This window comes from Alphaproteobacteria bacterium, from assembly GCA_020638555.1.
In the GTDB taxonomy this organism is placed as follows: Bacteria; Pseudomonadota; Alphaproteobacteria; order Bin95; family Bin95; genus JACKII01.
Genome location: JACKII010000002.1, coordinates 643,163 through 666,108, shown reverse-complemented (window position 1 = coordinate 666,108; position 22,946 = coordinate 643,163). Strand labels below are relative to the sequence as shown.

18 protein-coding genes and 1 tRNA gene are annotated in these 22,946 nt (G+C 66.9%); 15 read left to right on the top strand and 4 right to left on the bottom strand.

The annotated features are described in order from the left end of the window. The first annotated feature begins 11 nt into the window (after positions 1–11). From H6844_08935 to H6844_08895, 9 genes are all read left to right on the top strand, one after another. The gene (locus tag H6844_08935) at positions 12–809 is read left to right on the top strand and encodes an alpha/beta hydrolase (protein ID MCB9929525.1); all 798 of its coding nucleotides are present in this window, start codon (positions 12–14) and stop codon (positions 807–809) included. 142 nt (positions 810–951) lie between these two features. Continuing rightward, the gene (locus H6844_08930; GenBank protein ID MCB9929524.1) at positions 952–2,508 is read left to right on the top strand and encodes a DHA2 family efflux MFS transporter permease subunit; all 1,557 of its coding nucleotides are present in this window, start codon (positions 952–954) and stop codon (positions 2,506–2,508) included. 80 nt (positions 2,509–2,588) lie between these two features. Then, positions 2,589–2,664 (top strand) — tRNA-Ala (locus tag H6844_08925). A 220-nt stretch (positions 2,665–2,884) separates the two neighbouring features. Then, positions 2,885–3,352, top strand: a complete 468-nt coding sequence (locus H6844_08920) for a GNAT family N-acetyltransferase (GenBank protein ID MCB9929523.1) — start codon at positions 2,885–2,887, stop codon at positions 3,350–3,352. Between the two features lie 210 nt (positions 3,353–3,562). After that, positions 3,563–4,345: a hypothetical protein gene (locus tag H6844_08915; GenBank protein ID MCB9929522.1), complete on the top strand. Its 783-nt coding sequence runs from the start codon at positions 3,563–3,565 to the stop codon at positions 4,343–4,345. A gap of 8 nt (positions 4,346–4,353) precedes the next feature. Next, positions 4,354–5,013 carry a Fe2+-dependent dioxygenase gene (locus H6844_08910; GenBank protein MCB9929521.1) on the top strand — a complete coding sequence of 220 codons (660 nt, stop codon included), beginning with the start codon at positions 4,354–4,356 and terminating at the stop codon, positions 5,011–5,013. 106 nt (positions 5,014–5,119) lie between these two features. Next, the gene (locus tag H6844_08905; protein ID MCB9929520.1) at positions 5,120–5,863 is read left to right on the top strand and encodes a creatininase family protein; all 744 of its coding nucleotides are present in this window, start codon (positions 5,120–5,122) and stop codon (positions 5,861–5,863) included. A gap of 20 nt (positions 5,864–5,883) precedes the next feature. After that, positions 5,884–6,795, top strand: a complete 912-nt coding sequence (locus H6844_08900) for an alpha/beta hydrolase (GenBank protein ID MCB9929519.1) — start codon at positions 5,884–5,886, stop codon at positions 6,793–6,795. A 269-nt stretch (positions 6,796–7,064) separates the two neighbouring features. Continuing rightward, positions 7,065–7,571: a PAS domain-containing protein gene (locus H6844_08895; GenBank protein MCB9929518.1), complete on the top strand. Its 507-nt coding sequence runs from the start codon at positions 7,065–7,067 to the stop codon at positions 7,569–7,571. Positions 7,572–7,624: 53 nt separating this feature from the next. Here H6844_08895 and H6844_08890 read toward each other — a convergent pair whose 3' ends face one another. After that, positions 7,625–9,271 (bottom strand): hydantoinase B/oxoprolinase family protein, encoded by a 1,647-nt coding sequence (locus H6844_08890; protein MCB9929517.1) that lies wholly within the window; start codon positions 9,269–9,271, stop codon positions 7,625–7,627. A gap of 213 nt (positions 9,272–9,484) precedes the next feature. On the opposite strand from H6844_08890, the gene H6844_08885 reads away from it, so the two are divergent. From H6844_08885 to H6844_08870, 4 genes are all read left to right on the top strand, one after another. After that, entirely contained in the window at positions 9,485–10,219 is a 735-nt protein-coding gene (locus H6844_08885) for a PEP-CTERM sorting domain-containing protein (protein ID MCB9929516.1), read from the top strand. Positions 10,220–10,400: 181 nt separating this feature from the next. Continuing rightward, on the top strand, positions 10,401–10,664 hold the full coding sequence (locus tag H6844_08880) for a hypothetical protein (GenBank protein MCB9929515.1): 264 nt from the start codon (positions 10,401–10,403) through the stop codon (positions 10,662–10,664). Positions 10,665–10,705: 41 nt separating this feature from the next. After that, positions 10,706–11,446 carry an SDR family oxidoreductase gene (locus H6844_08875; protein ID MCB9929514.1) on the top strand — a complete coding sequence of 247 codons (741 nt, stop codon included), beginning with the start codon at positions 10,706–10,708 and terminating at the stop codon, positions 11,444–11,446. Between the two features lie 12 nt (positions 11,447–11,458). Beyond that, positions 11,459–12,277, top strand: a complete 819-nt coding sequence (locus tag H6844_08870; protein MCB9929513.1) for an aldolase — start codon at positions 11,459–11,461, stop codon at positions 12,275–12,277. A gap of 71 nt (positions 12,278–12,348) precedes the next feature. Here H6844_08870 and H6844_08865 read toward each other — a convergent pair whose 3' ends face one another. The 3 genes from H6844_08865 to H6844_08855 all read right to left on the bottom strand — a co-directional run bounded on the left by H6844_08865 (position 12,349) and on the right by H6844_08855 (position 16,389). Beyond that, complete coding sequence (locus tag H6844_08865; GenBank protein ID MCB9929512.1) at positions 12,349–12,987, bottom strand: ParA family protein; 639 nt, start codon at positions 12,985–12,987, stop codon at positions 12,349–12,351. Beyond that, entirely contained in the window at positions 12,984–14,531 is a 1,548-nt protein-coding gene (locus tag H6844_08860) for a CHAD domain-containing protein (GenBank protein MCB9929511.1), read from the bottom strand. The genes H6844_08865 and H6844_08860 overlap by 4 nt, the downstream gene beginning before the upstream one ends. A gap of 184 nt (positions 14,532–14,715) precedes the next feature. After that, positions 14,716–16,389: an acyl-CoA dehydrogenase family protein gene (locus H6844_08855; protein MCB9929510.1), complete on the bottom strand. Its 1,674-nt coding sequence runs from the start codon at positions 16,387–16,389 to the stop codon at positions 14,716–14,718. Between the two features lie 449 nt (positions 16,390–16,838). On the opposite strand from H6844_08855, the gene gltB reads away from it, so the two are divergent. Beyond that, a complete protein-coding gene (gene gltB / locus H6844_08850) occupies positions 16,839–21,464 on the top strand; it encodes a glutamate synthase large subunit (protein ID MCB9929509.1) in 4,626 nt (1,541 codons plus the stop codon). Next, positions 21,457–22,926: a glutamate synthase subunit beta gene (locus H6844_08845; protein ID MCB9929508.1), complete on the top strand. Its 1,470-nt coding sequence runs from the start codon at positions 21,457–21,459 to the stop codon at positions 22,924–22,926. The genes gltB and H6844_08845 overlap by 8 nt, the downstream gene beginning before the upstream one ends. Positions 22,927–22,946: the final 20 nt, after the last annotated feature.

Below are 22,946 nucleotides of genomic sequence, written 5' to 3'. Positions count from 1 at the left end.
GGGCAGGACGCATGATCTGGACGGGAGCCCTGGCCGCCGGCGCGGTCTATGGCGGCGCCGTGGCCGCGCTCTATGCGTTTCAAAGCCGGCTCATGTATCCCGGCTCCGAGCCGACGCCGCCACCGCGCGCCGTCGGCCTGCGCGACGTGGAGGAGGTTCGGGTGGAAACCCGGGACGGGCTGTCGCTGCTCGCCTGGTGGCAGAAGCCCGAGCCGGGGCGGCCCACGGTGCTGTATTTTCATGGCAATGCCGGTTCGCTCGCCAGCCGCGCCGTCAAGTTCGCCCATTTCGCCGAGGCCGGCTACGGCCTGCTGATGCCGGCCTATCGCGGCTATAGCGGCAATGCCGGCCAGGCCAGCGAGGCCGCGCTGGTTCGCGACGCCCAGGCCGCCACGGACTGGCTGGCGCGGGAGGCACCGGATACCCCCCTGATCTATTTCGGCGAATCGCTCGGCAGCAGCGTCGCCCTGCATCTGGCGCCGCGGGTGCGGCCGCGCGCCATCGTGCTGGAAGGCGCCTTCGACAGCGCCGCCAATCTGGCCCAGGCGCGCTATCCGATGTTCCCGGCCGCGCGCCTGATCCGGGACCGCTGGGATTCGCTGGCCGTCGCGCCGGCCTGCAAGGCGCCGGTGCTGATGCTGCACGGCGGCATGGACAAGACCGTGCCCATCGCGCACGCCATGCGCCTGTTCCACGAACTGCCGGAGCCGAAACACTTCGTCCACCTCGATGCCGCCGGCCATGTCGACCTGTTCGACCATGGCGGTGCGGCGCATGTTCTGGACTGGCTGGCAGAGCGCGGCCTGTAACCGCCGCGTCGGGAGCGCAGCGGCAGGAACCCAACGGCAGGAACCCAACGGCAGGCCGCTTGCCGTTCCCGCTGGAAGTGGCGACAATGGAAATCTCTGTATTCCGTCAGGCAGGGCGCGGCACGCCGCGCTTTCCCCATCAATGGCCCAGCACGATACGGTCGAAGCCCTCTCCGAGCGCTTCGGCCCCAACTACCGCTGGTTTGTGGCGGCGGCCGGCCTGCTGGGCGCGACCTCGGCGGTGATGACCTCGACCCTGGTGAATGTGGCGGTTCCCAATGTCATGGGCGCCTTCGGCATCGGCCAGGACCAGGCGCAATGGATGGCGACCGCCTTCCTCGCCACCATGACCGCGAGCCAGTTGCTGAACGCCTGGATGATCGCGGCGCTGGGTCAGCGCGGCGCCTATATCGTCATGTTGCTGGCGTTCGGCTCCGGTTCGGTCGTGTGCGCGACCGCGCCGACCATCGAAATTCTGATTCTCGGTCGCATCCTCCAGGGCTTTGCCGCCGGGGTGATCCAGCCGCTGGTCATGACCACGGTGTTTCAGGTGTTTCCACCGGATCGCCGCGGCACGGCCATGGGCGTGTTCGGCACCGGCATCGTGCTGGCACCGGGGCTGGGTCCGGCGGTGGGCGGGCTGGTGATCGACACCTTCAGCTGGCGCGCCATGTTTCTGTTGCCGCTGCCGCTGGTGGCGCTGGCGATCATCGGCGGTCTGATCTTCATGCCGCAGCCGCCGCGTGAGGAGCGACTGCCCCGCTTCGACTGGGTTGGCTATGGCCTGCTGTGCTTCTCGCTCTATTGCGCCATGACCGCCATGGCGCACGGCCCCCGCTTCGGCTGGACCAGCGACCACGTGATGACCCTGGCCGGCTCGGCCGTTGTCGGCGGCTGCCTGTTCGTCTGGATGCAACTGCGCAGCGCCTCGCCGCTGCTGGCCGTCGAGCTGTTCCGCAACCCGGTGTTCGGCGCGGCCGTGTTCGTCGCCTTCGTGTTCGGCGCCGGCAATTTCGGCTCCAGCTATGTGATCCCGGTGTTCGTGCAACAGGTGCAGGGCTACACGCCGACCCGCGCCGGCCTGGTGCTGGCGCCGGCGGCCATCCTGCTGGCGACATTGCTGCCCTTCACCGGGCGCCTCGCGGACAAACTGCCGGGCTATACCATGGTCATGATGGGGCTCGCCTCGTTCGCGCTCGGCACCGCGCTGATGATGTCCAGCGACGTGAATACGGGCTTTTGGACATTCGCGCTCTATGCCGCGATCGGCCGCGGCGGGCTGGCCTTCATCCTGCCTTCGCTGTCGGCATCGGCCCTGAAGGCGCTGGCACCCTCGCAACTGGCCAAGGGCTCCGGCAACATGAATTTCATCCGCCAACTGGGCGGGGCGAGCGGCACCAATCTGATCGTGGTCTGGCTGCAATTGCAGACCGTGTATTACAGCGACGCCCTGACGGCGACCCAGACCGCGACCAATTCGACCAGCAATGTGCTGCTGAACTCGGTGCAAAGCCTGCTGGAGCCGAGCGGCATCGATTCCATCGTCAGCCATGGCGTTGCGCTCGATTTTCTGGGGCGGATGGTCCACGCCCAGGCGCAGGGTTTTGCCTTCCAGCATTGCTTCATGGCACTGGCGGCGGTGTTCCTGTTCGCGCTGGTTCCGGCCTGGGTGCTGGGGCGGGCACAAAGGCGGGAATAGCGCTTGACTTTGGCAGGGCTGCCGCTGCATATACGCGTCTCGCGCTGCCAGACCAGACCGGCGGCGCGCCCTTGGTTCAAGGGGCCGTAGCTCAGCTGGGAGAGCGTCGCGTTCGCAATGCGAAGGTCAGGGGTTCGATCCCCCTCGGCTCCACCAATCCTCCATCATTCATGCAAATCAATATGTTACGGGTTGGCCCTGACAATGCCGACCGCATGACGCTGACCAATGCAATCCAAACGACGTTGGCCCCTCCCCCTTCCCATGACCACCTGGCCAGGGCGAGGTGGCGCTGCGGGCGATTGACATACCGGCATGTTGCGCCGCGAATTTCCTTGCTGCGATTTGCGCAGGGGGTCCCGTTCGGAGCATTGCGATGGATGAATTTGAACCGAAGAGAGCCACCGCCGACGATGCCATGCGGGTTCGATCCCTCAGCCGCAGAGCCTATGCCAAATGGGCGGAGTTGATCGGTCGCGAGCCATTGCCTATGACCGCGGACTACACCTCCGCGGTCCGCAATCACCTTATCGATTTGTGGGAAGACGGCGGCCAGTTGATCGCCTTGGTCGAAATGATCGATCGGGCCGATCATCTTCTCATCGAAAACATTGCGGTTGATCCCGCCCGGCAAGGTCGAGGTTGCGGAGGGGTTTTGCTTGCGCACGCCGAGCGGGTTGCCCAAAATCTCGGGCATTCGGAAGTTCGTCTTTTTACCAACGCGGCGTTCGCGTCGAACATCGGGTTTTATGCGAAGCGAGGTTACGCGGAAACCAAGCGCGAGGTCCTGGTACGGGGCCACGTTGCGGTTCACATGGCAAAACGGTTGCCGGTTCGCCTCTGAAATGGCGCTCCCGGTGCGGAGCTTGTCGCCAAAGCGGTTGACAACATTGTGCGAATGGTTCTCATTATCGCTTCCCAATCCCCTCCCAGCCAGTGCAGAGGTATGATGTCTCGCTCCGACAAACCCATTCGTCCGGTCCGCCCGCGCCTGTGGACCGCGCTCGGCACGATCGCGGCCGCCGGACTTGCCGCCGGTACCGCAACCGCGGCCATGCAGCTTCCGAATCCGGCCCCGGCCGTCGGCCACGCCCGGGGCACTGTTCACCTCGTCAAGGGCGGCGAAGGGGGCGAGGGCCATGCCCGGGTCGAACGCAACCAAGGCGGTGAAGGCGGCGAGGGTGGCGAGGGCGGCAAACCCAGCCAGGCCAAGGACGAGGCCGCCTTCCTGACCGATGTCGCCTTCATGGAAGGGCATCTGCGCGCCGGCATGGCGCTCTATCGCGCCGGCGATCTGGCGGCGGCAAAGACCCATATGGGCCACCCGCTCGAAGAGAAATTCGCGGCGGTCGAACACCCGCTCGAAGAGCGCGGCTTCGGCGACCTCGAAGACCTGATCGACGGCCTGATGGACGCCGCCGAGGACGAAAAGCCCGTCGACCAGGTCGCGGCCCTGTTCGACAAGATCACCGCCCGCACCCGCGCCGTACACGAAGCCTCGCCCGGCGGTCCGGCGGCCGCCTTGCGCTCGCTGGCGCTGTTGACCCGCATCGCCGCCGAGGAATACGCCGAGGGCACCGAGGGCGGGAAGGTCTCCAACCTGCACGAATACCAGGACGCCTGGGGCTTCATGCGCGCGGTCGAGGCGGAGGCCGAGGTCTATGCCGCCTCCGGCAATGCCAGCGTGGCCGAGGCCGCCCGCGCCATCCTGGCCCAGGTCCGCACCACCGACCCGGCGTTCGGCGACCTGCAGGGCCAGGGCCAGATGGAGATGGACGCGGCCCTGCTCTATGGCGCGGCGGCGCGCATGGAGATCGCCGCGCTGGCGGTGAAGTAAGCCCTGCCATGGTCTGCGTCATCGACGATCTGCTGGACCGGCACACGGTCGCGGCCCTCTACGAGGCCGCCGCCGCCCTGCCCTTCGAGGACGGGCGGCGCACCGCCGGGCGCTATGCCCGCGCGGTCAAGGCCAACGAGCAGGCCGAGCCGACACCGAACCGCCAGGCCATTCTCGACAAGGTGCGGGAGGCGCTGGACGAGCACCCGCTCGTCCGGTCGCTGGCCCGGCCGCGGGCCTATCCCCGGCTGCTGGTCTCGCGCTACACCCCCGGCATGGCCTATGGCCTGCATGTCGATGACGCGATCATGGACGGTCGCCGCACCGACCTCTCGTTCACCCTCTGCCTTTCGCCGTCCGATGCCTACGAGGGCGGCGAACTGGTGATCGACGAGGCGCTGGAGGAGCGTGCCATCCGCCTGGAGGCCGGGCAGATGGTGCTCTACCCTTCGGATACGCTCCACCGTGTCGCGCCGGTCACCGCCGGCGCCCGCCTCGCCGTGGTGGGCTGGATCACCAGCTGGGTGCCGGATGCCGCCCGGCGCGCCATCCTGTTCGACCTGGACCAGGCCGCGAGCGCGCTCTTCGCCGCCGCCGGCCCCTCGCCGGAGTTCGCGCGCCTGCAACGCGCCCGCAGCAACCTGTTGCGCATGTGGGCGGAGGGCTGAGGCGGCCGCCGGCCCACGGCGTCGGCAAGAGGGTTTGACTCCGCCCCCTCCCCTCGCTGAGGATGGCGGTTCCCGTGCGCTCCGATGCCCTTGAAAGCCCGCCCGCATGCCTCGCCTGCAACTCAGCACCTGGCAGGAGGTCGAAACCTACCTGCAAACCCGCCGTGACATCATCATCCCCATCGGCTCGACCGAGCAGCACGGCCCCAACGGCCTGATCGGCACCGACGCCATCTGCCCGGAAACCATCGCCAACGGCGTGGCCGACAAGACCGGCGTGCTGGTCGGCCCGACGCTGTCCATCGGCATGGCGCAGCACCACATGGCCTTCCCTGGCACCATCACCTATCGCCCGCAGGTGCTGATCGAGACGCTGAAGGACGTGGTGACCTCGCTGACCAAGCACGGCTTCGACCGGCTGTATTTCCTGAACGGCCATGGCGGCAATATTGCCACCATCAGCGCCGCGTTCAGCGAAATCTATGCCGAGGCCAGCCTGAAAGGCGCCGAACGCGGCTTCCGCCTGAAGCTGCAAAACTGGTTCATGGGCAAGCGCTTCCGCGAACTCTCCAAGGAACTCTATGGCGACAGCGAGGGCAGCCATGCCACGCCGTCGGAGGTCTCGCTCAGCTATTACGCCTTTCCCGATCACGTGAAGCAGGCGCAGATGGCGCCGAAGATCGCGCCGAAAGGCCCGATCCGCGACGCGGAGGACTATCGCCGCCGCTTCCCGGACGGACGCATCGGCTCCGACCCGTCGCTGTCGACGGTGGCACACGGGGAACGAATTTTTTGGGCCTCGGTCGAAGACGTGGCCGAAGACCTGAAAGCGTTTGCGGACGACGCATGACGATGAGGCTTGAGACGGCAATGAACGACAGTCCCACCATGCGCATCCTGCGCGAGCCGCGCATGGACCATGGCATCCCGCCCATGCCGGAAGCCGCAGCCAAAATCGGCGCGGTGGAGGCCGATGCCGAAATCCTGCGCACGCCCTCCGGCGAGGGGCACCAGATCTGGCGGGTCTGGGGGCTCGGCTCCGGCAAGCCGAACCTCGTCTTCTTCCATGGCGGCTATGGCTCGTGGATCCACTGGATCCGCAACGTGCCGTATTTCAAGCAGCATTTCACCGTCTATTGCGCCGATTCCCCCGGCCTCGGCGACAGCGACCCGCCGCCGGACACCCGCAACGCCGACAGCATCGGCGAGGTGATCGCGAACGGCCTGAAACAGCTCTTTCCCTCCCCGGACGACCGTTTCGACCTGGTCGGCTTTTCCTTCGGCTCGATCCTGGGCGGGCACACGGCCCAGTTCATGGACCGGCGCCTGCGCCGCTTCGTGCTGGTCGGCGCCGGCGGCATGGGCCTGAGCCGCGCCGAGGGCATGCCCATGTCCCGCTTCCGCCGCGACATGACCCACGCGGAATTCACGGAGCTGGCACGCAACAATCTCGGCATCCTGATGCTGCGCGACCGGGCGGAGATCGACGACGTCGCCCTGTTGATGCAGATGCTGAACACCACCCGCGCCGTCACCCGCAGCCGCATTTTCGCGCGCGAGGCCAGCCTGGCCAAGGTGCTGCCGAAATGCCCCGCCCCCATTGCCGGCATCTGGGGCGAGTTCGATTCGACCGGCTACCCGTTCCTGCACGAGCGCAAGGAGTTGTTGCAAGCCATCCAGCCCGATTGTCCGTTCGCAATCGTGCCCGATGCCGGCCACTGGGTCATGTACGAGCGACCGGACGCGTTCAATCAAACGCTGCATGAATTGCTACGGTCCTAAACAAAAGGGCAAAGCCCGCACGAACCCGGAGCCCCGCATTTTTGTGGTACCTGCTAACCGTATGTTCAGTTGCCATTCCTAAATTCGGCCCCTAGAGTCGCATTTAAGGCGCGATTAAGGCAGACCGTAACACCCTTGGTTGTGGTGACGTAATCGGCGGAATGCCTCGAGCCGGTGATGGTCAGGATGATTCGATGGCAGAAATGCCCGGTCACAAAAGCAACGGGAGAGGCATCGCTACCGTTTCCGAAACGGTCCCAAAGCGTGCGGTGCAGCCCGATCGTGACGCGGCTCCGCGCCGTTTCGACGAAGCCGCGGCCCTCCAGCCGCTGGAAGAGCGCCTGACTTTCATTTCCGCGCTTTGGCACGCCAAGCAAGGCGACAAGATCCTGCCCAGCCGCAGCGATCTCGACCCGGCCGAATTTCATCGGCTTTGGCCGGTGACGTTTCTGCTGGAACGGGACCCGACCGAGGACGACTGGCACGTGCGGTTTGCCGGCGCCGCCTATGGCTCCGTCTACGGGCGGGAGATCACCGGCGCCCGCGTGCGGGATCTGATACCGAAGAGCCTGGCGCCGCAAGTGCTGGGCGACCTGCGCGCATGTGCCGATGCGCGCCAGCCCATCGTGAGCCAAAGCGAGACCAACTGGCCCGACCGCGGCAATGTCTATCGCTACCAGCGCGTTTTGCTGCCGTTCGGCCGGGAGAATGGCGAGGTGACCCATCTCCTGGGCGTTGCGGCATTCTACAATTCCGCCGGCGCCACGGTGTTTTAGCCGAAGTCACCGGCGGCCGCAAAACCGCCGCCCCTCACCCGCTTGCATAGGCGTCACCCGCTCACATAGCCGCCGGCCACATCGCGCGCGCGGGCCCCGTCGTCCCGCTCGACCGGGTTGCCGAAGCCGCCGCCGCCGGCGGTCTCCAGCACGACCACGTCGCCGGGGCGGACCTCCTGGTTCGCGATCTTCGAGGGCAGTGCCTGCTCCTTGCCGTCGCGGACGAGGTAGAACCGCCCCGGCCGGCCCGGTTCGCCGCCGGCGAGGCCATAGGGCGGCACCGTGAAACGCTCGAAATTGCCCGAGAGCCAGCCGCTGGTCGGCGCATCCAGGCGGTAGGCGCGGCGCAGGCCGGTGCCGCCGCGATGCTTGCCGGCGCCGCCCGAGTCCGGGATCAGGCTGTATTCGGTGAAGGTCAGAGGGAAATAGGCCTCGTTCAGTTCGACCGGCGTCGCCGACGAGTTGTGGAAGCCGGCGCTGAAGGCATCGGCGCCGTCCTGCTCCGGATGGCCGCCCCAACCGCCGATCTCGATCTCGAAATACACCCTGGGCGCGCCGGTCGCCGGGTCGGGCGTGGAGAGCGTCTGCACATAGCTGACGCCGTAATAGGCCGCCGGCACCCGATCCGGCGCGGCCTGGGCGAGCGCGCCGAGAACGGTGGTCACGACGCGGTGGCCGGTCGCCATGCGGTTCGCCACCGGCGCCGGCGCGCGGGCCGAGACCACGGTCCCCTCCTCTGCCCGGATGGCAATGGCGCGATAGGCGCCGGAATTCGCCATGACCTTGCCGTCCGCCAGCATGGCAAAGGCGCAATAGATGCCGGAGGCCGTCATGTTCAACGTGCAGTTCACCGGCCCCACCGCCTGCGGGCTGGAGCCGGAGAAATCCACCTCCGCCGTGTCGCCGGCAATCGTGACCGCACATTCCAGGCGCAAGGGTTCGTTCGAAATGCCGTCGTCGTCGACATAGTCGGTGAAGCGATAGGTGCCGTCCGGCAGGTCGCGCAGCATGGCGCGCATGGTTCGGTCCGACTGGTCCTGCAACGCATCCATCGCCGCCTGCAATCCGTCGGCACCATAGCGCCGGGCGAGCTTGCGCAGCCCCTGGGCGCCGATCTCCATGGCGGCGAGTTGGCTGGCGAAGTCGCCGCCGATCTGGTCCGGCTCGCGGGAGTTCTGGCGGATGATCGCGACGACGGCCGTGTTCAGCTTGCCGGCTTCCACCACCTTGCAGGGCGGGATGCGCAGCCCTTCGTGATAGACCTCACGCGCCTGGGGGAAGTACGAGCCCGCCGCACCGCCGCCCACATCGATATGGTGGACGATGGTGGCGGCGATACCGACCCTGACGCCATCGGCAAACACCGGCTTGAAAGCGACGAAGTCCGGCAGGTGCTGGCCGCCGCAATAGGGGTCGTTGGTCAGGATGACGTCGCCGTCATTCCAGTCCTCCAGCGGGAGGAAATCGCGGACGATGCGGTCGAGGCAGACGCTCATGCTGTTCAGGTGCACGGGAATGCGCGCCGCCTGCGCCACCGCCCGGCCCTTGCCGTCGAACACCTGGGTGGAATAGTCCAGCATCTCGCGCACCACCGTCGAGCGCGACGTGCGCCAGATGGTGACGCTCATCTCCTCCGCCGCCGCCACGAGCGCGTTGCGGATGATTTCGAGTTGGACGGGGTCGACGGTGGCGGACGCCATGCGCGGACTTCCTGCTTGCCGGAAAACAGACGCCTTAGATCGCCGAACCGGATGGCGATGTCAAAGGTCCGGCGACTGCCGCAGCGCGGCACACCGAAAAACACAGACAAATTTTGGAAAAGGGTTGCCTCTCAATATCGCTACCTGTATACCCCTTGCCATAAAATGTTATGCGACACTTACAACAGATCGAAGAGGGCAAGAATGTACCGCATGATGAAAGGCTTCGTGGCAACCGCCGTTGTGGCACTGACGACAGCGTCGGCCAATGCGGCCCCGGTGGACCTGACCGGTTGGGTCGCCGAAGGCCCTGGCACCTGGAACCTACAGGCCGGCAACAATGCCGTGCTTCAGACCCAGAATGGCTCACCGACCGTGTTCCACAACAACTCGGCCTCCAGCCAGGGCAGCCAGTTGTCCGGCACGATCCGCGTCCAGACCACCGGCGACGACGACTTTATCGGCTTCGTCTTGGGCTATCACGCCGGCGACCTGGGCAATGGCAGCGCCGATTATCTGCTGGTGGACTGGAAACAGAACACACAAGGCGGCTTCAGCTGCTCCGCGCCGGCCGGACTGGCGATTTCCCACGTCACGGGCCCGTTGGGCAACGATAGTGGTGGCTGGTGCCACGCGCCGGCCAACAATGTGACCGAACTGGCGCGGGCGACCAATCTCGGCAGCACCGGCTGGGCCGACAACACCACCTACACGTTCGACCTGGTGTTCACCCCGACGCTGGTGCAAGTGAAGGTCAACGACGCGCTAGAACTCAGCGTGGCCGGCAGCTTCCCGGACGGGGGTTTCGGCTTCTACAACTATTCGCAGGCGCAAGTGCTCTATGCCGGCATCGAGGAAACGGCGGTCCCCGCTCCGGCGGGCCTGCTGCTGATGGGGCCGGTTCTGGGCCTCGCGGGGCTGACGCTCCGGCGGCGCCGCACCGCCTGACCGGCACCCTCACCCGGCGCTTCGGCACCGCGACCCCACCCACTACGGGTGGGGTCGTTGCGTTTCGGGGGATGGCCGCCGCGCTCCGCCAGCGCAAATTCCGGGTGCCATCGGCGCCTGCGGCTGCTAGCCTGTGGCCCTCGCGCAACGCCACCAGCCAGCAGACCGTCAGGCGGCCCCCATGTCTCAGGAACACCTTGTCGAAGCGATGGACCTGCTCAAATCCGGCGGGTTCCGGATGGGCGAGGCCTGGGAGACCGCGCACCAGATTTGCCAGGCGCACGAGGGCGATCCCCTGTTCGACTGGGTGCATGCGCTGGTGCATCGGATCGAAGGCGACGACAGAAACGCCGGCTACTGGTACCGCCACGCCGGCAAGGACCGCCATCCGGGCACGATCGAGGACGAGTGGCAGGTGATCCGGGCGGCCATCGAAACCGGCTAGCCGCGTCGCGCCAACAAACTTCAAACACAAAGGCCCGTTTCATGACCGACCGCCTCGCCGGCAAGACCGCCCTCGTCACCGCCGCCGCCCAGGGCATCGGCCGCGCCTGCGCCATCGCCTTTGCCGCCGAAGGTGCCCAGGTGCTGGCGACCGACATCAATGCCGACAAGCTGGCGGAACTGGACGGCACGCCCGGCCTCACCACCCGCCGCCTGGACGTGCTCGACCCCGCTCAGATCCAGGCGCTGGCCGCAGAGATTTCGGCGCCGGCGATGCTGCTGAACTGCGCCGGCTTCGTGCACCATGGCAGCATTCTGGACGCGACCGAGGACGAATGGGCGTTCGGCTTCGACCTGAACGTCCGCTCGCAGTTCCGCATGATCAAGGCGTTCCTGCCCGGCATGATCGCGGCGGGCGGCGGCTCCATCATCAACATGGCGAGCGTCTCCGGCTCGATTTCCGGCGTGCCGGTGCGCTGTGTCTATGGCGCGACCAAGGCGGCGGTGATCGGCCTGACCAAGTCGGTGGCACGCGACTTCATCGCCCAGGGCATTCGATGCAACGCGATTGCACCCGGAACCGTGCAATCGCCCAGCCTCGACGACCGTATCAACGCCTTCGCCGACCCGGTGCAGGCGCGCAAGGACTTCATTGCCCGCCAGCCGCTCGGGCGTGTCGGCACGGCGGAGGAGATCGCGGCCCTGGCCGTCTACCTCGCCAGTGATGAAAGCGCCTACACCACCGGCTCCGTCATGGTGTCGGACGGCGGGCTCACGCTTTAAGGGACAGCGAACATGCGCAACGATCTGCAACAGGACCGCGAAGACCTCGCCGCCGCCCTCCGCTATTCGGCGCGGCTGGGCCTGAACGAGGGCATCTGCAACCATTTCTCGCTCGCCGTCTCCGAGAGCGGCGACGAGTTCCTGGTCAACCCCCAGGGCATGCACTGGTCGGAAATCCGGGCGAGCGACATCGTGCTCTGCCACCGTGACGGCCGCGTGCTGGACGGCGCCGGCACGGTGGAGGCCACCGCCTACTACATCCACGCGCCGATCCATGCCAAGCGCCCGGCGGCGCGGGCGGTGCTGCACACGCATATGCCCTATGCCACGGCGCTGACCATTGTCGAGGACGGCCGGCTGGAAATGGTGGAGCAAGGGGCGCTGCGCTTCTACGACCGCATCGCCTATGACGACGGCTATGGCGGCCTGGCGCTCGACCACCAGGAAGGCGAGCGCATTGCCGATGCCATGGCCGACAAGCCCATCGCCTTTCTGGGTCATCACGGCGTCGTGGTGACGGCACCGACCGTCGCCAAGGCGTTCGACGACCTCTATTACCTGGAGCGTGCGGCGCAGGTGCAGACGCTGGCCAAGGCGCACGGCAAGCCGTTCCGCGCCATCCCGCAGCAAATGGTCGAGCACACCGCCCGCCAGATCAACCAGGAAAGCGACCTGACCCAGGTGCAGGGGCATTTCGATGCCATCAAGCGCCTGCTCGACCGCGACGAGATCCGGCTGGCGCGACTGACCCCATTTCCCGGCCGTCGCGGAGCGGCGCGCCGGGATCGCTCGCTCTCGCGAACACCGGAACGGGCGGAGTTCGAAGGATGACACCGGCCCCGGATCGGCGCTCCGCACCGTCCGGGGAACACAGATAGCAACTCACGCCACCGGTCAGCGGGTCAAGCCGGCCGGCTGACGGCCTCGATTTCCTCAATCAGCGGCATCCATTCCTCTTGCAACGCGCGGGTCGCTTGCGAGGTGCCGTCGAACACGGTCAGCCCGCGCGCCGCCAGTTGCGGGTAGAGGGTGCGGTCGGCGATGCGGGCGAAGGGCGCGTGGCCGAGATCGGCCAGATAGGCGTCCAGCTGGCGCGAGGCGGTGGAGCGCTCGCGGCAGCGGTTGTGGACGATCAGCACTTCCTTGCGGCCCGACCGGACTTTCTTGATCTTGTGCAGCCGTTGCAGGAACAGCTTGGTCGCGTGCTGGTCGAAGATGGAGGGCAGCAGCGGCACCACCAGCAGGTCGCTCTCGGCAACGATGTCCCGAACCTGGGGCTGGCGCAGCGAGGCGGGGCAGTCGATGACCACGCGCTGCACGCCTTTCGGCACGCTGCCGAACCCCTTCCTCCAGTCCGTCAGGGCGACGCTCGCAGCGGATTTCGGCCGGATCTTGTGCCAGCGGCTGGCGCCGCGGTGCCGGTCCAGGTCGACCAGCAGCGTATTCAGGCCGGAGACGGCCAGGCCGGCCGCCAGATGCGTCGCAACCGTGGTCTTGCCGCAACCGCCCTTGCCGTTGATGACACAGACGCGCGTGGTCATGCCGGCCCCTTCATCGCGGCTTCGAACGCCTGCCAGGTGGTTTCAAGCCGCGGAATGGCGTGGGCAACCCGGGCATCGCACCAGCCGCCGCAATAGGCCGCCGCGACGGCAAAGGCCGGACGCGAGCCGGGCGGAACCGATGCGGCCACCCGATCCAGCAGCAGGGGCACGTTACACAGGTCGTTGAACCGGCCCAACTCGTCCTGCAACCGGGCCAGGCGCTTGGTCGCCCGCCGCGAGCCTTGCGCCGTGCCCTTCAGCCCGGCCTCGTGGTCGACAACGGTCAGCAGCGGGCCGCCGGCATAGCGCAATTTCTTGGCGGCGATCCGGGCCGCGTGCCAGTCGTCGACACTGCCGGTCAGGGCGCGGTGGCCGCGTTTCACCAGCTTGCGGGTCAGGCTTTCCAGGCGGCCGGCGGCGAACGCGCCGACCGGTCGGGTCTGCAACAGGCGGTCCAGCGGCTGATCATTGCGCAGCCAGTCGCCGCCCTCGATCCAGCGGAGCCAGCCGAGGGCGAGGCGCGCGAATTCGGGACCGGCGGCATGGGCGATCATCCGCTTGCGCGCCTGGTCGCGGAAGCGCTCCACCTCCCGCACCAGCACGGCGTGCCGCTCCCCGCCGCCATGGCTTTGCGGAAAAGTGTCGACGGTTTCGGTCAGGAAAACATCGGCCTCGCGCACATCGCCCAGAAGTGAGAAGAACGCCTTGGTGCGCTCCAGCAGATCGCCGGTCGCCGAAAGGTCCAGCACCGGCCGGAACGCCGCGACGATGGAGCGGAGGCGGCGCAGCCCCACCCGCATCTGGTGCACCGCTTCCGGCGCCTCGGTCGCCACCACCGCGGCCTGGTTGGCCAGCGCCTGGGCAAAGGCGGACCGCAATATCAGCGCGACCGCCTCCGGCAGCACCGTATCCGCGGAAATGCGCTGCTTTTCCTGGAACACCGGCTGCGGCGTGTCGCCGGTTGCGAGTTGAAACCCGCGCGCCGCCTTGCCCAGCGTCTGCAAGCCGGCCGGAACCCGGTCGAGAAAGGCCAGGACGGCATCGGCCAGATCGGCGTCGCTGCCCTGCTTCAGTTCCAGTTCCAGCTCGTGGATGGCCTGGCCGTGCGGGCCGGCGGTGATCCGGCCGCGGTCGTAGGCGAGTTCGATCCGGGCATCGCCCTGTTGTACCATGGCCTTGACCCGGTCCACGGACGAGCGAAACACCGGCGCGAACGTCCGGCCCTCGACCGCCTCGGCCAGATCGCCGGGGATGGACCGGCGCAGGTGCCCGATATCCGGCTCGGAAACGGCCAGATCGATCTCCGCTTCGTGCCGGGCGAACAGGACGGCCTCGCGCGTGCGGTATTTGACGGTCTGCCTGATGCCCTTGGCGTTCTCGCGCAGGCGGAATTCTGCCCCATGGCGCCAAAGCAGCCGGTCCGGCGTGTCGTAGTAGACGGTCTCGTTGTGCTCGCCGACGCCGGCCCCGTCCGCCAGATAGTGGCGCTGCAAGCGCTCGGCGAGCGGCTCGGTCAGCGCAAAGCGGATTTCGGTCTCGGTCATGGCGCCGTCGCCGGCGATATGCTGTCGATCCCGTAGGCTGGCATGGGGCAATCCTCAGCCGCTAGCGAAATACGTCCCTGACCTTCCGGGACTTAGCACACGCGGCGCCGCCGGGCGACCATACCAGTGTGCGGCCCGCGGCATCGTGGCCGCGGGCCGGAAGCCGACGCCGTTTCGCGTCACGTCAGTTGCGCCGCTCCAGCAGGCCGCGGGCGATCACATGGGCCTGGATCTCCGCCGCGCCCTCGAAAATGTTGAGGATGCGGGCATCGCACAGCACGCGGCTGATCTCGTATTCCTCGGCATAGCCATTGCCGCCATGGACCTGCACGGCGTTGTCCGCATTGGCCCACGCCACCCGCGCTGCCAGCAGCTTGGCCATGCCCGCCTCGATATCGCAACGCCGGTCCTGGTCCTTCTCGCGCGCGGCGAAATACGAGAGCTGCCGCGCCATCATGGTTTCCACCGCCATCATGGCGATTTTGCCGGAAACCCGCGGGAAGGCGTAGATCGACTTGCCGAATTGCTGGCGCTCGGTCGCATAGGCCAGCGCCAGTTCCATCGCCCGCTGCGCCACGCCGACGGAGCGCGCGGCGGTCTGGATGCGGGCGCTCTCGAACGTGGCCATCAACTGCTTGAAGCCCTGGCCTTCCTCGCCGCCCAGCAGGTTTTCCGGCGCGATTGCGAAACCGTCGAAGCCGATTTCGTATTCCTTCATGCCGCGATAGCCCAGCACCTTGATCTCGCCGCCGGACATGCCGTCGGCCGGGAACGGATTGCCGTCGGTGCCGCGGGGCTTCGGCGCGACGAACATGGAGAGGCCGCGATAACCCGGCTGGTCCGGGTTGGTGCGGGCCAAGAGCGTCATCAGGTCGGTGCGGGCGGCGTGCGTGATCCAGGTCTTGTTGCCATAGACCCTGTAGGCGTCGCCCTCCTTCACCGCGCGGGTGCGCAGCGAGCCCAGGTCGGAACCGGTGCCGGGCTCGGTGAACACGGCGGTGGGCAGGATCTCGCCGGAGGCGATTTTCGGCAACAGCGCCTGCTTCTGCGCCTCGGTGCCGCCCAGGCGGATGAGTTCGCTGGCGATTTCCGAGCGGGTGCCGAGCGAACCGACGCCGATATAGCCGCGGGAGAGTTCCTCGGTCACCACGCACATGGCGACCTTGCCCATGCCGAAGCCGCCATAGGCCTCCGGCACCGTCAGGCCGAACACGCCCATTTCCGCCATTTGCTGCACGACCGGCATCGGGATCAACTCGTCCGCCCGGTGCCATTCGTGCGCCGGGCCGATGATCTGGTCGTTGACGAAGCGGCGGAACTGGTCCTGCACCATCACCAGCGCCTCGTCCTCCAGGCCCGGGTTGCCGAACGCGCCGGTCGCCAGCGCGTCCTCCAGCAACGCGCCGATGCGCCGGCGCACCGCGGCGCTGGAGCCACCGGCCATCAGCGCCTTCGCCCCGGCAGACGCCAGCAGGGCGCCCGCGTCGAGCCCCAGGTCGCCGGGCCGGACGATCTCGCCCTGGCTCAGCATCAGACCGCCGGCCATCTGGTTCAGATACTCGCCGAAGCCCGCCTGCATCAGCAGCGCCTCCAACTCGCCCAGGCCGCCCGCAGCCTCCAGCCGCTCGGCCCAGTGCAGCGACTCGCGCAGGGCGGCGGTGTAGGTGGTGAGCCAGGCGAGGCCGTGGGCCGCCAGTTGCTCGCGCTCCAGCAGGCCGGCCGAAACCTTGCCGTCGGCCGAAACGAGGGCAGCCACACTCTGCCGCGCCTGCTCGGTATGGGTCTCGGCAGCCGCCAACGCATCCGCGGCCTTGGCGAGCAAATCGGGCAGAACGACGGAATCGGCGGACACGGTCATGGGGCGGGCTCCAATTGGCTTTCGTCTCTGTCACCTTGCTCTACACGTTGCCTTCGCACTTGCCCAACGGATAATTCGCCGACTGCGTCAGAGTGGCGGAATCCTGCGCCAATTGCGCCTCTGGCAACGGTGTGTTGCAGTGCATTAGGATCAACGGACTTGCCGGATCGTTTATGATCGGTTAGAGCATCCCGCTCATTTGCGTTTTGTTTTAGGGTCAAGCGTCTGCCCGGTTTTTCGGGGCGCAGCGATCCCTGAATTGTCTGGCGACGGATGTGCCCTTGCGAGCCGATCTGCGTCAGGCGCGTGTGTACCGTTCAATTCGTTCGATCGGACCAGCGCATTCGGTTATTCGCCTTCCGACGGGGGGACGAAACGACCGCGCGGGTGCGGTAATGCCCTCGACCTTCAGCGACGGAGGCGAGCCCTTGGACCAGGAGGATAACAGGATGCGGCTGCCCGCTGCGCAAGGCTTATACGATCCGCGCAACGAGCACGATTCGTGCGGTGTCGGCTTTGTCGCCGACATCAAGGGCCGAAAATCGCATTCTCATGTTCGCGACGGCCTGCAGATCCTGCTGAACCTGGATCATCGCGGCGCCGTCGGCGCGGACCCGCTGACCGGTGACGGCGCCGGCATCCTGACGCAGATCCCCGACGCCTTTTTCCGCGAGGTCTGCGATTTCGAACTGCCGCCGGAAGGCGAATACGGCGTCGGCATGCTGTTCCTGCCGAAGGATGTCACCGCCCGCCAGCAAATCGAACTGCTGCTGGAACAGACCTTCGTCGCCGAGGGCATGGCCGTCATCGGCTGGCGCGACGTGCCGGTGCACTCGGAAATCCTGGGCAAGGCCGTGTTCGAGGTGGAGCCGTTCCACCGCCAGATGTTCGTCGCCAAGCCGGCGGGCTGGTCCCATGACGAATTCGAACGGAAGCTCTACGTCGCGCGCAAGGTGACCGTTAACCTGGTCAGCGAGCGCGGCATGCCGGGCGCGGACGACTATTACACGCCCAGCTTCTCCTCGCGCACCATCGTCTACAAGGGCATGCTGCTGGCCGGCCAGGTGGGCGAGTATTACGACGACCTGAACGATCCGCGCTATGTCAGCGCCTTCGGTCTGGTGCATCAGCGCTTCTCGACCAACACCTTCCCGTCCTGGCGCCTGGCCCACCCCTACCGCATGATCTGCCACAATGGCGAGATCAACACGGTGCGCGGCAACACCAACTGGATGGCCGCGCGCAAGCACTCGATGAAGAGCGACCTGTTCGGCGACGATCTGGAAAAGGTCTGGCCGCTGATCGGCCCCGGCCAGTCGGACACCGCCTGCTTCGACAACGCGCTGGAATTGCTGGTGCTCGGCGGCTATTCGCTGATGCACGCCATGATGCTGATGATCCCGGAAGCCTGGGCCGGCAACAAGCTGATGGACCCGAAGCGCCGGGCCTTCTACGAGTATCATGCGAGCCTGATGGAGCCGTGGGACGGCCCGGCCGCCGTCTGCTTCACCGACGGCCGCCAGATCGGCGCCACGCTCGACCGCAACGGCCTGCGCCCGGCCCGCTATATCGTCACCACCGACGACCGCATCATCATGGGGTCGGAAGTCGGCGTGCTGCCGGTGCCGGAAGACCAGATCAAGCAGCAATGGCGCCTGCAGCCCGGCAAGATGCTGCTGGTCGACATGGAACAGGGCCGCATCGTCGACGACGCGGAACTGAAAGCCTCCCTGTCGGAAGCCCATCCCTATCAGCAGTGGCTGGACGACAGCCAGTACCAGTTGGAGGACCTGCCGGCGCCGGTGAACGAGCCGCCGACCAGCAACATCCCGCTGCTCGACCGCCAGCAGGCGTTCGGCTACACCATGGAAGACCTGAAATTCTTCCTGGAGCCGATGGCCAGCGCCGGCGACGATCCGATCGGCTCCATGGGCAAGGACACGCCGATCAGCGTGCTCTCCGACAAGCCGAAGCTGCTCTACACCTATTTCAAGCAGAATTTCGCGCAGGTCACGAACCCGCCGATCGATCCGATCCGCGAAGAGGTGGTGATGTCCCTCACCACCCTGATCGGCCCGCGCCCGAACCTGCTGGGTTCCGGCCACGATCCGCAGCACAAGCGCCTGGAAGCGCACCAGCCGATCCTCTCGAACGAGGATCTGGAGAAGATCCGCGAGTTCGACGAACTGGTGGGCGCGGCCTTCCGCACCAAGACGCTCGATATCTGCTGGAGCGCCGAAGACGGCATCGCCGGTCTGGCCCCGGCGGTGCAGGCGCTGTGCGAGGCGGCGGAACAGGCGGTGCTTGAGGAATACAACATCCTCATCCTCTCCGACCGCGGCATGAGCGCGACCCGCATTCCCATGCCGGCGCTGCTGGCCTGCTCGGCCGTGCATCATCATCTGATCCGCAAGGGTCTGCGCACCGAAACCGGCCTGGTGATCGAGACCGGCGAGGCGCGCGAAGTGCACCATATGTGCGTGCTGGCGGGCTATGGCGCCGAGGCGATCAACCCGTATCTGGCGTTCGAGACCATTGCCGACCGGCTGGAGGAACTGCCGGACGGCCTGACCCTCGACAAGGCCTATTACAACTACGTCAAGGCGCTGAATAAGGGCTTGTTGAAGGTCATCTCCAAAATGGGGATCTCGACCTATCAGAGCTATTGCGGCGCCCAGATTTTCGACGCGGTCGGCCTCGCCACCCCGTTCGTCGACAAATACTTCACCGGCACCGCGACCACGGTCGAGGGCATCGGCCTGGAGGAAGTGGCGCGCGAGACCGTGCAGCGGCACATCCGTGCGTTCGGCGACGACCCGACACTGCTCACCATGCTGGATGTCGGCGGCGAATACGCCTTCCGCTTCCGCGGCGAATACCACGCCTGGAACCCGACCACCGTCTCGCACCTGCAACACGCGGTCCGCGGCAACAACACGCGCGAATACAAGCTGTTCGCGCAGAAGATGAACGACCAGTCGCGCGACCTCTACACGCTGCGCGGCCTGTTCGGCATCCGCCCCGGCACCGCCATCCCGATCGACGAGGTCGAGCCGGCCAGCGAGATCGTCAAGCGCTTCTCCACCGGTGCGATGAGCTTCGGCTCGATCAGCCGCGAGGCGCACTCGACGCTGGCCATCGCCATGAACCGCATCGGCGGCCGCTCCAACACCGGCGAGGGCGGCGAGGAACCGGACCGCTTCCTGCCGCTGGCCAAGGACCATCCGTTCTGGCGCCAGGACGGCGACACCATGCGCAGCCGCATCAAGCAGGTGGCATCCGGCCGGTTCGGCGTGACGACCGAATATCTGGTCAATGCCGACGACATCCAGATCAAGATGGCCCAGGGCGCCAAGCCCGGCGAGGGCGGCCAGCTTCCGGGCCATAAGGTGGACCGCGCCATCGCGGCCGTGCGCCACTCGACGCCGGGCGTCGGCCTGATCTCGCCGCCGCCGCACCACGACATCTATTCGATCGAGGACCTGGCCCAGCTCATCCACGACCTGAAGAACGCCAACCCGCGCGCGCGCATCAGCGTCAAGCTGGTGTCCGAGGTGGGCGTCGGCACGGTCGCGGCCGGCGTCTCCAAGGCCAAGGCCGACCATGTCACCATTTCCGGCTTCGAGGGCGGCACTGGCGCCTCGCCCGTCACCTCGCTGACGCATGCGGGCAGCCCCTGGGAAATCGGCCTGGCCGAGACCCACCAGACCCTGGTGCTGAACGGGCTGCGCGGCCGCATCGCGGTGCAGACCGACGGCGGGCTGCGCACCGGCCGCGACGTGGTGATTGCCGGCCTGCTGGGCGCGGACGAGATGGGCTTTGCCACCGCGCCGCTGATCAGCATGGGCTGCATCATGATGCGCAAATGCCATCTGAACACCTGCCCGGTCGGCGTCGCCACCCAGAACCCGGAACTGCGCAAGCGCTTCCAGGGCACGCCCGACAACGTCATCAACTATTTCTTCTTCGTCGCCGAGGAAGTGCGCGAACTGATGGCGGAAATGGGCTTCCGCACGTTCAACGACCTGATCGGCCGCACCGACATGCTCGACATGCGCAAGGCCGAGGATCACTGGAAGGCCCACGGCGTCGACCTGAAGCGGCTGATGCACCGTCCGGACGTGCCGAACGACATCGCCGTCTACAATTGCGAGACCCAGGACCACGGCCTGGACAAGGCGCTCGACAACACCCTGATCGCCGAGGCCCGGCCGGCACTCGAAAGCCGCCAGCCGGTGGTGATCGAGACCGGGGTGCGCAACATCAACCGCACCGTCGGCGCCATGCTCTCCGGCGAGGTGGCGAAGCGCTTCGGCCATGCCGGCCTGCCCGAGGACACCATCGCCATCAAGGCGCGCGGCGTCGGCGGCCAGAGCTTCGGCGCCTTCCTGGCCCGCGGCGTGTCGATCGAGATGGAAGGCGTTGCCAACGACTATGTCGGCAAGGGCCTGTCCGGCGGTCGCATCGCCGTGTTCCCGCCGCGCGTCTCGCCCTATGTGCCGGAAGACAATATCGTCATCGGCAACACCGTGCTCTATGGTGCCATCGACGGCGAGGCGTATTTCCGCGGCGTCGCCGGCGAACGCTTCTGCGTCCGCAATTCCGGCGCGTACTGCGTAGTCGAAGGCGTCGGCGACCATGGCGGCGAATACATGACCGGCGGCTGCATGGTCGTGCTCGGCCCGACCGGCGTGAACTTCGCCGCCGGCATGAGCGGCGGCCTCGCCTATGTCTGGGACCCGGACAAGCGGTTCGAGGACCGTTGCAACATGGAGATGGTCTCCCTGGAGACCGTCGACCCGAGCGAGCCCGCACCGGCCGACCCGGCGACGGTGATGGTCAAGGGCGTGCCCCAGCTCAAATACCATGTGCACCGCCTGCGCCGCCTGATCGAGCGGCACGCCCATTACACCGATAGCGCGGTCGCGCGGAATATCCTGGAAAATTTCGATACGGAGGTTGCCAACTTCGTGCTCGTCATGCCGAACGATTTCCGTCGCGCCCTGAACGAAATGGCTGAAGACGATGCCGCCGCCGGCCAGGGCGCCGCGGCCGAGGAGGTGGCCCATGGGTAAGCCCACCGGCTTTCTGGAGCAGGAACGCCACGACCGCGGCTACGCGCCGGTTGCCGAGCGCCTGAAGCATTATCGCGAGTTCGTCCAACCCTTGCCGGAGGGCGAGGTTCGGGCGCAGGGCTCGCGGTGCATGGATTGCGGCATCCCCTTCTGTCACAACGGTTGCCCGGTCAACAACCAGATCCCCGACTGGAACCACCTGACCTATCTGGGCGAGTGGCAGAATGCGTGGGAGAACCTCTCCTCCACCAACAACTTCCCGGAGGTGACGGGGCGGGTGTGCCCGGCGCCGTGCGAGGAAAGCTGCACGCTGAACCTCAACACCTTCGTGCGCCCGGTCACGATCAAGACCATCGAGTGCGCCATCGCCGACAAGGCCCGCGACAATGGCTGGCTGGCGCCGCAGCCTGCGGCGCACAAAACGGGCAAGCGCATCGCGGTGGTGGGCTCCGGCCCGGCCGGCATGGCCTGCGCGCAGCAACTCGCCCGCGCCGGCCATGCCGTGACGCTCTACGAAAAGAACGAGCGGATCGGCGGCCTGCTGCGCTTTGGCATTCCCGACTTCAAGCTGGACAAGAGCCTGATCGACGCCCGCGCCGAGCAGATGCAGGCCGAAGGCGTGACGATCAAGACCGGCGTGCATGTCGGCAAGGATGTCTCGGCCAAGCAGTTGGCCGCGGACTTCGACGCCGTCGTCCTCGCCGGCGGTGCCGAGGCGCCGCGCAATCTGGACGTGCCCGGCCGCGAATTGAACGGCGTGCACTATGCGATGGAATTCCTGCCACAGCAGAACCGGCGCGTGGCGGGCGGCTCCGTCCCGGCCGACACGGAAATCCTGGCGACCGGCAAGAATGTCATCGTCATCGGCGGCGGCGACACCGGCAGCGACTGCATCGGCACCTCCACCCGCCAGGGCGCGAAGCTGGTGCGCCAGTTCGAACTGTTCGACCGCCCGCCCCAGGCCGAGAACAAGCCCCTGGTCTGGCCGGACTGGCCCCGGCGCGAGCGGGTCTCCACCAGCCAGATCGAGGTGACGGAGACCTACGGCACCGACACCGAATACGAAATGGTGACGACCGAGCTCGTGGATGACGGCAAGGGCAATGTCGCCAGAATCAAGGGCAACCGGGTCAAATGGGTCCATAAGGATGGCCGCATGACCCCGGAAACCGTCGACACGTTCGAATACGATGCCGAACTGGTGCTGCTGGCCATGGGCTTTGTCGGCCCGCGTCAGGACGATGTGCTGGCCGACCTCGGCATCAATACCGTGGTGCAGCGCGACGCGCTCGGCCGCATTCCGGAGGCGCCGGCGGACTACAAGACCGACCTGCCGAACGTCTTCGCCGCCGGCGACATGCGCCGCGGCCAGTCGCTCGTGGTCTGGGCGATCCGCGAGGGGCGCCAGTGTGCTCAGGCGGTCGACACCTTCCTGATGGGCGAAAGCATGCTGCCGCGCTGACGCGAACCGTTACCCGTTTG

Coding starts and splice junctions, on each gene's coding strand:
- H6844_08880 (MCB9929515.1), top strand. CDS start 10,401: ATGTCTCAGGAACACCTTGTCGAAGCGATGGACCTGCTCAAATCCGGC.
- H6844_08935 (MCB9929525.1), top strand. CDS start 12: ATGATCTGGACGGGAGCCCTGGCCGCCGGCGCGGTCTATGGCGGCGCC.
- H6844_08920 (MCB9929523.1), top strand. CDS start 2,885: ATGGATGAATTTGAACCGAAGAGAGCCACCGCCGACGATGCCATGCGG.
- H6844_08915 (MCB9929522.1), top strand. CDS start 3,563: ATGCAGCTTCCGAATCCGGCCCCGGCCGTCGGCCACGCCCGGGGCACT.
- H6844_08875 (MCB9929514.1), top strand. CDS start 10,706: ATGACCGACCGCCTCGCCGGCAAGACCGCCCTCGTCACCGCCGCCGCC.
- H6844_08855 (MCB9929510.1), bottom strand. CDS start 16,389: ATGACCGTGTCCGCCGATTCCGTCGTTCTGCCCGATTTGCTCGCCAAG.
- H6844_08870 (MCB9929513.1), top strand. CDS start 11,459: ATGCGCAACGATCTGCAACAGGACCGCGAAGACCTCGCCGCCGCCCTC.
- H6844_08910 (MCB9929521.1), top strand. CDS start 4,354: ATGGTCTGCGTCATCGACGATCTGCTGGACCGGCACACGGTCGCGGCC.
- H6844_08845 (MCB9929508.1), top strand. CDS start 21,457: ATGGGTAAGCCCACCGGCTTTCTGGAGCAGGAACGCCACGACCGCGGC.
- H6844_08885 (MCB9929516.1), top strand. CDS start 9,485: ATGATGAAAGGCTTCGTGGCAACCGCCGTTGTGGCACTGACGACAGCG.
- gltB (MCB9929509.1), top strand. CDS start 16,839: ATGCGGCTGCCCGCTGCGCAAGGCTTATACGATCCGCGCAACGAGCAC.
- H6844_08900 (MCB9929519.1), top strand. CDS start 5,884: ATGAACGACAGTCCCACCATGCGCATCCTGCGCGAGCCGCGCATGGAC.
- H6844_08890 (MCB9929517.1), bottom strand. CDS start 9,271: ATGGCGTCCGCCACCGTCGACCCCGTCCAACTCGAAATCATCCGCAAC.
- H6844_08930 (MCB9929524.1), top strand. CDS start 952: ATGGCCCAGCACGATACGGTCGAAGCCCTCTCCGAGCGCTTCGGCCCC.
- H6844_08865 (MCB9929512.1), bottom strand. CDS start 12,987: ATGACCACGCGCGTCTGTGTCATCAACGGCAAGGGCGGTTGCGGCAAG.
- H6844_08860 (MCB9929511.1), bottom strand. CDS start 14,531: ATGACCGAGACCGAAATCCGCTTTGCGCTGACCGAGCCGCTCGCCGAG.
- H6844_08905 (MCB9929520.1), top strand. CDS start 5,120: ATGCCTCGCCTGCAACTCAGCACCTGGCAGGAGGTCGAAACCTACCTG.